Origin of the sequence: Prevotella sp. P4-98, assembly GCF_002251405.1 — a bacterium.
Taxonomy (GTDB): Bacteria; Bacteroidota; Bacteroidia; order Bacteroidales; family Bacteroidaceae; genus Prevotella.
Genome location: NZ_NPJC01000021.1, coordinates 95,529 through 103,878, shown reverse-complemented (window position 1 = coordinate 103,878; position 8,350 = coordinate 95,529). Strand labels below are relative to the sequence as shown.

Sequence of the window (8,350 nt, the reverse complement as noted above, 5' to 3'; positions counted from 1 at the left end):
AGCACCTTGATTCCTAAAAATCGACGGTTCGTAAATTCACCCAAGACTGTACTCATAAAAAGTAAGTCTCGCTTCTTGTACTACTACTTCTCTGTTTTATGTAAATCTTTCAAAGAACTCTTTCTTCAGTGCTTGTCAGGTGTTGTATTCCTGAAAGCGGATGCAAAGGTACGGCTTTTTTCTGAACTACCAAACTTTTTCGAGAAAAAAAATGCAGATTGCATGAAACTTTTTTGCAGAGATTGATTTCTGTCAAGCCGCAAAACGGAAACTCCTTATTTATTATATATAAAGGACGTGTGGACGCGCACAAATCTTTTTCTTCATTTCCGATGGCTGAAAAAGCACCTGAAACGCACCAATGCCGCTATTTCAAAGTTTCACTTTTAGAGGGAAGCTTTGCGGAAATGTGCAAAGAACGGTGCGGTTGGAGAAGAGAAAATGAAAGTCATGATGATAAAATGATCAAGTCAGGGTTGCTTGAACGAAATGCTCATTTGACTTTGTAAGATGAGAATCTTGAGGCATTACGCACGCATGCACACACGCACGTGAGGTAGCAAAAATCGAACATTCGAACACCTTCGTTGGATAACAAGCTTTGAGACATGACGTTATCGTGGTGTTCGAAATGTATTGAGAAAGCGTTATAGAACATCAATTGAACAACAATCGGACACAAGCCGAACGGCAATCGAATACAAGCCGAACGACAATCGAATACCAATCGAACACGATCCGGATACTAATCATACGTCTGAAAGATGATATATAGAGTTGCCCAAGAGATCTGGAGACTACGAAAGAATATCCAGGGAGCTGTGAAAGAATATCCAAGAAAGTACATAAGAATATCCAAGAAACTGGGGAAAACCACTGAGAAGTCAGCGTTTGAATATCTGAAAATGACATTCAAACCATCTGGAAATCTTTTACCTTCATTATATTGAAGTGATGGAGGTCGTATGATAGAAAAAAGGAATCTCTGAGGTTTTCTTCGGAAAGAAGCCCCAGAGATTTCCGTTTATTATATGTCATGCGCCAACTTATAGCTGCTGCAGTTTACTCCGCTTTGGCTTTGAGATAGTTGCGCAATGGATTTGCATACATGGTAAGCATGCGTTCCCGTAGGAATTTCTCGTCAGGATTAGCGATTTTCACCTTCTCCAATTGTCCTTTGAGATAGTCTTCGAATCGTTTTTTGTCCGCCTCGGTATAATGTTGTGCATATTTTTTTGTTCCTTCCAACTCATCGAGTGCGATGTAATTGCAGGGGAACAGACAATAATTAGCATGTAGTTCACGGTCAATACGCTTACTGAGTGCTGCAAAAAACTCCGTTTTTGGCAGATCACCGAGTTCGTCGATCCATGTATTGATGGGTGCTGCACAATGATAATGCACACGTCCCTTATATCCAAAGATACCTGTTTTCATGTTATCGAGATCATCCTGGCGACTTTTCTTGAATGCCGGATTATCACGTTTCTGCTGAAATTCCTGTGCTTTAAGATAATCGCATGGGTCGAACTCATAGCTGATGGTGAGTGGAACGATATTGATTTCACGGAGGCTATCGATAGGTTTCCCCTCGCCTCCCATTGCCAACATCTTCAGTACAGAATCCTGCGTACGGTCGTCAGAATCCTTTGCTCTTCCTTCACGCTGTGCTATCCAGATATTTTCATGCTTTTGTGTTACCGCATAATGTATATATCTGCTCATGATTTGGCTAGAGCGCAACATCTCTTTTGGCGTGAGTCCCCGTCTGACCGTAAACGCCTTGTTCATGCGCACCAACCTTTTTATCCATGGGTAAATCAGGAGGTTATCGCCGATACCTATTTCCACGGTAGTAGGATATCCCGTTTTTACAAGCATGACGTCGAGTAGCGCCGAGTCGAGTACGATATCTCTATGGTTGCTGACAAATGTATATCGGAGACTGAAATCGCGTGGCAAACAGTTATCATCGAATGTGCATCCGTCCGTATACTTCCGTATGATATGTCGCACGATAGGTTTCATAAACCTTTTCTGGAAGTCGAGTGGCGACTTAACCCCAATGAAAGCCATTTTCAGCACAGCGTTTCTCAATGATTTAGGCAGCCACGGCACGATGCCACGTAGCATGGTCGAGAATTGTCTGTCAGCAAGCAATTCATTGAAAGCCTGTTGCACTTCTCCCGTATCATAGGGTCTTATCTCGTCGAATTCAGCAGGAATAGCCATAATATTCTTATCAGAATTGGTTTTCAACAATATCGGTGAGCACGTCGCTCATTTTGAGTCCCGCAGCCTTAACCTGTTGCGGTATGAAGCTGGTAGGTGTCATTCCAGGAGTTGTATTCACTTCGAGCATAGAAATTTTTCCCTCCTTAGAGATGATATAGTCAATGCGTATGATGCCATTGCAGTGCAGGATATCATAGATATGACTGGTAATTTCTTTAACGCGACGTGTCACATCTTCTGGCAGACGGGCAGGTGTAATCTCCTGTACCTGTCCATTATACTTAGCATCATAGTCGAAAAATTCGTTTGTTGTCACGACTTCTGTAGCAGGAAACACAACCGATTTCTCTTTAGTCTTATATACACCGATAGAAATCTCGGTACCTTCCAGATACTGTTCGACCATCACTTCCGAGCTTTCCATCATAGCTTTTCTGATAGCAGGAGCCAGTTGGTCACGGTTTTTCACTTTGGAAACACCGAATGACGATCCATCAGCAGCCGGTTTTACGAAGCATGGCATTCCGATACGCGCCTCAATTTCCTCGTCAGACACCAGTTCTTCATATCCTTGTCTGATGAGCAGGGAATCAGCCACGCTCACTCCGTATCCTTTGAGATACTGGTTGAGCACAAACTTATCGAAAGTCATAGCCTCAACGAGCACGCCACTTGTACTGTATGGCACCCCCACGAGGTCGAAATATCCCTGCATGATACCGTTTTCTCCCGGTGTTCCATGAATGGTGATATAGGCATAATCGAATGTTTTAGCCTTTCCGTTTTCCACAAAAGAAAAGTCGTTACGGTCGATGCGCGCAGTAGTTCCGTCGGGCAGTTCCACATTCCAGTCCTGTCCTTTTACATCGACGATATATACATTATACCGCTCTTTGTCGAAAAACGAAAAGAGTCCTTGTGCTGAGCGCAGCGATACGTCGTGTTCTGAAGAGTCGCCACCGCATACGATGGCGATGTCACGTTTCAAATTGTTGATCATTCGTGTATGTTGTTATATTGTTTGTTGTTCCGGTTTCATATATTTGCGCCATTTTTCAATCAGCGCCTCCATATCAGCTGCCAATGGCGAATTGAAGTCCATTTGCTGTTTGGTGACAGGATGCACAAATCCGAGTGTGCGTGCGTGTAGCGCTTGCCTTCCACATATTTTGAAGCAGTTTTGTATAAACGCCTTATAGGATGCAGAGCGTTCACCTCTTAGTATTTCCATTCCGCCATATCGTTCATCTCCGAAGAGCGGGTGTCCTATATGTTTCATGTGTGCACGTATCTGGTGTGTTCTCCCAGTTTCGAGTCTGCATTCGACGAGTGTCACATACCCGAATCGCTCCAGTACCCGATAGTGTGTGACCGCCGTTTTACCGATATCTCCGCCTGGTGTGAATACCGCCATGCGCAGTCTATCCTTCGGATCGCGTCCTATATTTCCCTCTATGCGTCCACTGTCTTCGGTAAGGTTTCCCCATACGAGTGCATTATAACTTCTGTGTGTATCGTGATTGAAGAACTGGGCACCGAGTTCTGTCTTTGCCTCTGGTGTTTTAGCCACGACGAGGAGTCCGCTTGTATCTTTATCTATACGGTGTACGAGTCCCACAGCGGGGTCGTTGGGGTCGTATGTCGGCAGATCCCGCAAGTGCCATGCTATGGCATTGACGAGTGTTCCTGTAAAATTTCCACATCCCGGATGCACCACGAGTCCTGCTGGTTTGTTGACCACCATCAGTTGGTCGTCCTCATATACCACATCGATTGGTATGTTTTCCGGCACGATTGACGTATCATGGTGTGGCCTGTCGAGCATCAGCGTGATGATATCACCCGGTCTGACCTTATAGTTACTTTTGACAGGATTGCCGTTCACATGTACATATCCCGCATCGGCAGCCTTCTGTATTCTGTTTCTGGACGAGTGCTGCACATGTTCCGACATATATTTGTCGATCCTCACGGGCACTTGTCCTTTATCGACTTCCATGCGCAAATGCTCATACAGTCCGTCGCCAGAAGGTCCGCCGTTGCTCCCTTGTTGGTCCGCATCGAGTCCGAAATCGTCATCCATTTCGATTTCGTCGTATCCTATTTCGTTTATTTCGTTGCTTTTATCTTTCATTACAGTCGTTATATCGGCGTTGGCGGTCAATGGTTATGGTGCTGTCACTTCTTGAAAATCATCGACATCTCCCCCACTTTGTGTTTCGTTGCCATATCCGGCATCGGGTCCCACATAGTTTATATCTACATCTTGGTCATCGTAGGTACCTTTTCCCACCATGAGTGTGAGTGGATATTCTATAGAGATGCGGTCTCCATTAGCCACTCTTCTTCCTCTGCAGAGTATGCCATAGACCCAATCTTTCTCTCCTGCTACTTTTTTTGCAGGCAGCACATTGAATCCGAGCGATTTGAGCTTCGCCTCAGCTTCTCTGTAGCTTGAGTTGTCAACAATGTCTGGTATTTCTATTGTAGGCGACGATGGCGAGTTGACCGTGACATAGATGACGCGGCCTTCTTTCACCTTTGTGCCATAGTCTGGGCTTTGTGCGAGAATGCAGTTGGCAGGCAGAGTCTTGACATAGCCAGAGTCGCTGACAGCAATTTTCAGTCCGTCTTGCTGCAGCAGTTGGTCTGCCTTGTTATAATCCATGTCTTTCAGGTCAGGCACGGGTATTCCCACTCCGTGCTTAGTATATATACTGAGTCCCACGTTGATGCCCACGACGATGAGTATGACCACTGCCGCCATAGCCAGCAGATGGAAGCACAGATAGGGACTGAACAGTTTTCCAAAGAATTCCTTGACGTTCATATATTATTAATAGGTGTAACCAATGGGCAAAAGTACGAAGAATAATCCATACTACCAAATGAATAAACAAAAAAAAGAGAGACAACCTCATGGGTCGTCTCTCTATGTTCTTGTTTCGTCTCCTACTGAAACCGCCATTTACTTACCGTGATTCTCGTGAGATACGGTCAACTTCTTACGGCCCTTAGCGCGGCGTGAAGCCAGCACGCGACGACCATTCTTGCTTGCCATACGCTCGCGGAAACCATGCTTGTTCACGCGACGACGATTGTGAGGCTGAAATGTTCTTTTCATTGTCTTATTATATTTTTATTTTTGTTATTATTCCACAATTCGGGTTGCAAAATTACGCATTATTTTCGAAATACGCAAGTTTTATACGATTTTTAGCACATAAAAAGCCGTTTTTTTATATTTTCTTCGTAACTTTGCACCGCTTTTTACAAACTAAGCCATAAGAAGTTACAATTTTACAGATAAAACAATATGATTAAATCACAAGACATCAAGAAGGGCACCTGCATCCGCATGGATGGCAAGCTCTATTTCTGCATCGACTTCCTCCACGTGAAGCCAGGTAAAGGAAACACCATCATGCGTACTACTCTCAAGGATGTGGTAAGCGGTCGTGTATTGGAAAAGCGCTTCAACATCGGTGAAGCCCTTGAAGACGTTCGTGTGGAGCGTCGTCCCTACCAGTATCTTTATCAGGAAGGTGCTGACTACATTTTCATGAACCAAGAGACTTTCGACCAGATTCCCATTGCCAAGGATCTGATTACCGGTGTTGATTTCATGAAGGAGAGCGATATCGTAGAAGTTGTCAGCGACGCCGACACCAACACTATCCTCTTTGCCGAAATGCCTGTGAAGACCAATCTTCGCGTCACTCACTCTGAGCCAGGCATCAAGGGCGATACCGCTACCAATGCTACCAAGCCTGCTACACTGGAGACTGGTGTAGAGATTCGCGTTCCCCTGTTTATTGACGAGGGTGACCTCGTACAGGTTGACACCCGCGACGGTAGTTACTTGAACCGCGTAAAGGAGTAAATGAAATATTCCATCATCGTCCCCGTCTATAATCGCCCCGATGAGATAGGCGAGTTGCTTGAGAGTCTTTGCTCTCAAACAGAGACCGATTTTGAGGTAATTGTAGTAGAGGACGGATCACAAATCCCATGCAAGGATGTTTGCGAGAAATTCGCAAGCATCCTTGATTTGCATTATTACAATAAGGAAAACAGCGGTCCCGGCATGAGCCGCAACTATGGTGCTGAGCGATCTGCAGGCGATTATATCATCGTGCTCGACTCCGATGTGGTATTGTCCGACGGCTATCTTGCTGCCATCAACCGCGAGTTGAATCAGCATCCCGTCGATGCTTTCGGCGGTCCCGACGCTTCACATCCCTCGTTTACTGCCATCCAGAAGGCCATTTCCTACTCGATGACGAGTTTTTTTACCACCGGCGGCATCCGCGGTGGCAAAGCCAAACTCGACAAGTTCTATCCCCGTTCGTTCAACATGGGTATTCGTCGTGAGGTCTATGCACATCTGAATGGATTTGCCAAGATGCGTTTTGGCGAGGATATCGACTTCAGTTATCGCATAGTAGAAGCAGGCTATTCCACCCGACTCTTCCCCGAAGCATGGGTTTGGCATAAGCGCCGCACCGACTTCCGCAAGTTTTTCCGCCAGGTGTATAACAGCGGCATAGCACGCATCAACCTTGAGAAGCTCCATCCCGGCACGCTCAAATTAGTGCATCTGCTGCCTATGGTCTTCACCGTAGGCGTCATTGCCCTTATCCTTGCCAGCGCCGTAGGCCGTGCGCTGATGCACTATTGTCCCGAAGGCCAATGGCTGTGGCTGTTTGTCTGTCCGTGGATTCCCATCCTACTCTATTCACTCATCATTCTGATCGACTCCACCGTGTGCAACAAGAGTCTGAAGGTTGGCATCCTCAGTGTGCCCGCCGCCTTTGTCCAGCTTATGGGATATGGCTTCGGATTCATAGAGTCTTGGTGGAAGCGCTGTGTCAGAAAGCAAGACGAGTTTACGGCTTTCGAGAAGAATTTCTATAAATAAACTTACTCTGTCGAGTAGCATCCGTATGGACAAACTCAGCATCACCCAATGGGCAGAAGACGACCGACCGCGTGAAAAACTCATGCGACTGGGTCCCGAAGCATTGAGCAATGCCGAGCTCATGGCCATTCTCATCGGTTCGGGCACCCCTGAAGAGAGTGCCGTCGATCTGATGAAACGGGTGCTCAACGACTGTAACAATAACCTCAACACGCTGGGCAAGCGCAGCATTTACCAACTCATGGAGTACAAAGGTGTGGGGCCTGCCAAGGCTGTCACCATTATGGCGGCATGCGAACTGGGCAAGCGCCGCCAGATGGAAAAGGCAGAAGTGCGTCCTAAGCTCGATTCGGCAGAGGCGATCTATCAATACATGCACCCCAAGATGCAAGACCTTGATGTGGAAGAGGCATGGGCATTGCTCATGAATCAGAATTTCAATCTCCTCAAGGCAGTGCGTCTCTCCCATGGCGGCATCAGCGAAACGGCGGTCGATGTGCGCATCATACTGAAAGAGGCCTTGCTTGCCAATGCCACTATAGTTGCCATCTGCCACAACCATCCCAGCAACAACCATCGCCCAAGTAGCAACGATGACCGCCTGACGGAACTGGTGAGAAAGGCTTGCCAGACCATGCGTATCTTCATGCTTGACCATATCATCATCACCGACGGACGTTATTATAGTTATCGAGAAGAGGGTCGTTTGTCTTGAATATCAGCCATATAGAATCATCGCGCAGCATACCTTTCTCAGCAATTTCAATGTATTTGCTCAGCAAATTCAATGAATTTGGTCAGCAAACTCAATGAATTTGCATCATCAACGAATATTTCGTTTACCTTCTATACATATCTTCAGACTACGTTGCGCAAGTTTCATAGCCTTGCAAAACAAATTACTTTCCTCAGCAAATCAATTTACTTTGCTCAGCAAATCAATTTACTTTGCTCGGCAAATCAATTTGTTTTCCTCGGCAAATCAATTTGATTTGCTAACAGATACGGCTTTCACATAACGGCAACGCGCTATTACTTAAAGATTTAGACTACGCTCTCAATACCTGTCATCGACTATGGTTAGTCGCATGATGCATATTCCCTTCCATGCAAAGCCTCATCAGCTTCAGCCTCAACGCTTAACCGCAATTACTAACAAAGTATAAAATGCGGAGGCAATCACGATGTTTATCC

General features: G+C 45.9%; 8 protein-coding genes. 3 read left to right on the top strand and 5 right to left on the bottom strand.

Translation table 11 applies throughout. The features are described 5' to 3' along the window. Positions 1–1,062: 1,062 nt before the first annotated feature. The 5 genes from CIK96_RS04200 to rpmH all read right to left on the bottom strand — a co-directional run bounded on the left by CIK96_RS04200 (position 1,063) and on the right by rpmH (position 5,359). Positions 1,063–2,232 carry an acyltransferase gene (locus tag CIK96_RS04200; protein WP_094391777.1) on the bottom strand — a complete coding sequence of 390 codons (1,170 nt, stop codon included), beginning with the start codon at positions 2,230–2,232 and terminating at the stop codon, positions 1,063–1,065. A gap of 10 nt (positions 2,233–2,242) precedes the next feature. Beyond that, positions 2,243–3,232 carry a D-alanine--D-alanine ligase gene (locus tag CIK96_RS04195; RefSeq protein WP_094435498.1) on the bottom strand — a complete coding sequence of 330 codons (990 nt, stop codon included), beginning with the start codon at positions 3,230–3,232 and terminating at the stop codon, positions 2,243–2,245. A 15-nt stretch (positions 3,233–3,247) separates the two neighbouring features. After that, entirely contained in the window at positions 3,248–4,369 is a 1,122-nt protein-coding gene (locus tag CIK96_RS04190; protein WP_094439837.1) for an RluA family pseudouridine synthase, read from the bottom strand. Positions 4,370–4,402: 33 nt separating this feature from the next. Then, complete coding sequence (locus tag CIK96_RS04185) at positions 4,403–5,065, bottom strand: PASTA domain-containing protein (protein WP_094391776.1); 663 nt, start codon at positions 5,063–5,065, stop codon at positions 4,403–4,405. Between the two features lie 138 nt (positions 5,066–5,203). Continuing rightward, positions 5,204–5,359, bottom strand: coding sequence for a 50S ribosomal protein L34 (gene rpmH, locus CIK96_RS04180; RefSeq protein ID WP_094391775.1), 156 nt, complete (start codon positions 5,357–5,359; stop codon positions 5,204–5,206). A gap of 192 nt (positions 5,360–5,551) precedes the next feature. Between rpmH and efp the strand changes: the two genes are divergently transcribed. From efp to radC, 3 genes are read left to right on the top strand one after another with little or no spacing between them, the layout of a single operon-like run. Further along, positions 5,552–6,118, top strand: a complete 567-nt coding sequence (gene efp / locus CIK96_RS04175; protein WP_094439825.1) for an elongation factor P — start codon at positions 5,552–5,554, stop codon at positions 6,116–6,118. Beyond that, complete coding sequence (locus CIK96_RS04170) at positions 6,119–7,156, top strand: glycosyltransferase family 2 protein (RefSeq protein ID WP_094439823.1); 1,038 nt, start codon at positions 6,119–6,121, stop codon at positions 7,154–7,156. It begins immediately after the preceding gene. A 25-nt stretch (positions 7,157–7,181) separates the two neighbouring features. Beyond that, positions 7,182–7,871 (top strand): DNA repair protein RadC, encoded by a 690-nt coding sequence (gene radC, locus CIK96_RS04165; RefSeq protein WP_094439821.1) that lies wholly within the window; start codon positions 7,182–7,184, stop codon positions 7,869–7,871. Positions 7,872–8,350 lie beyond the last annotated feature (479 nt).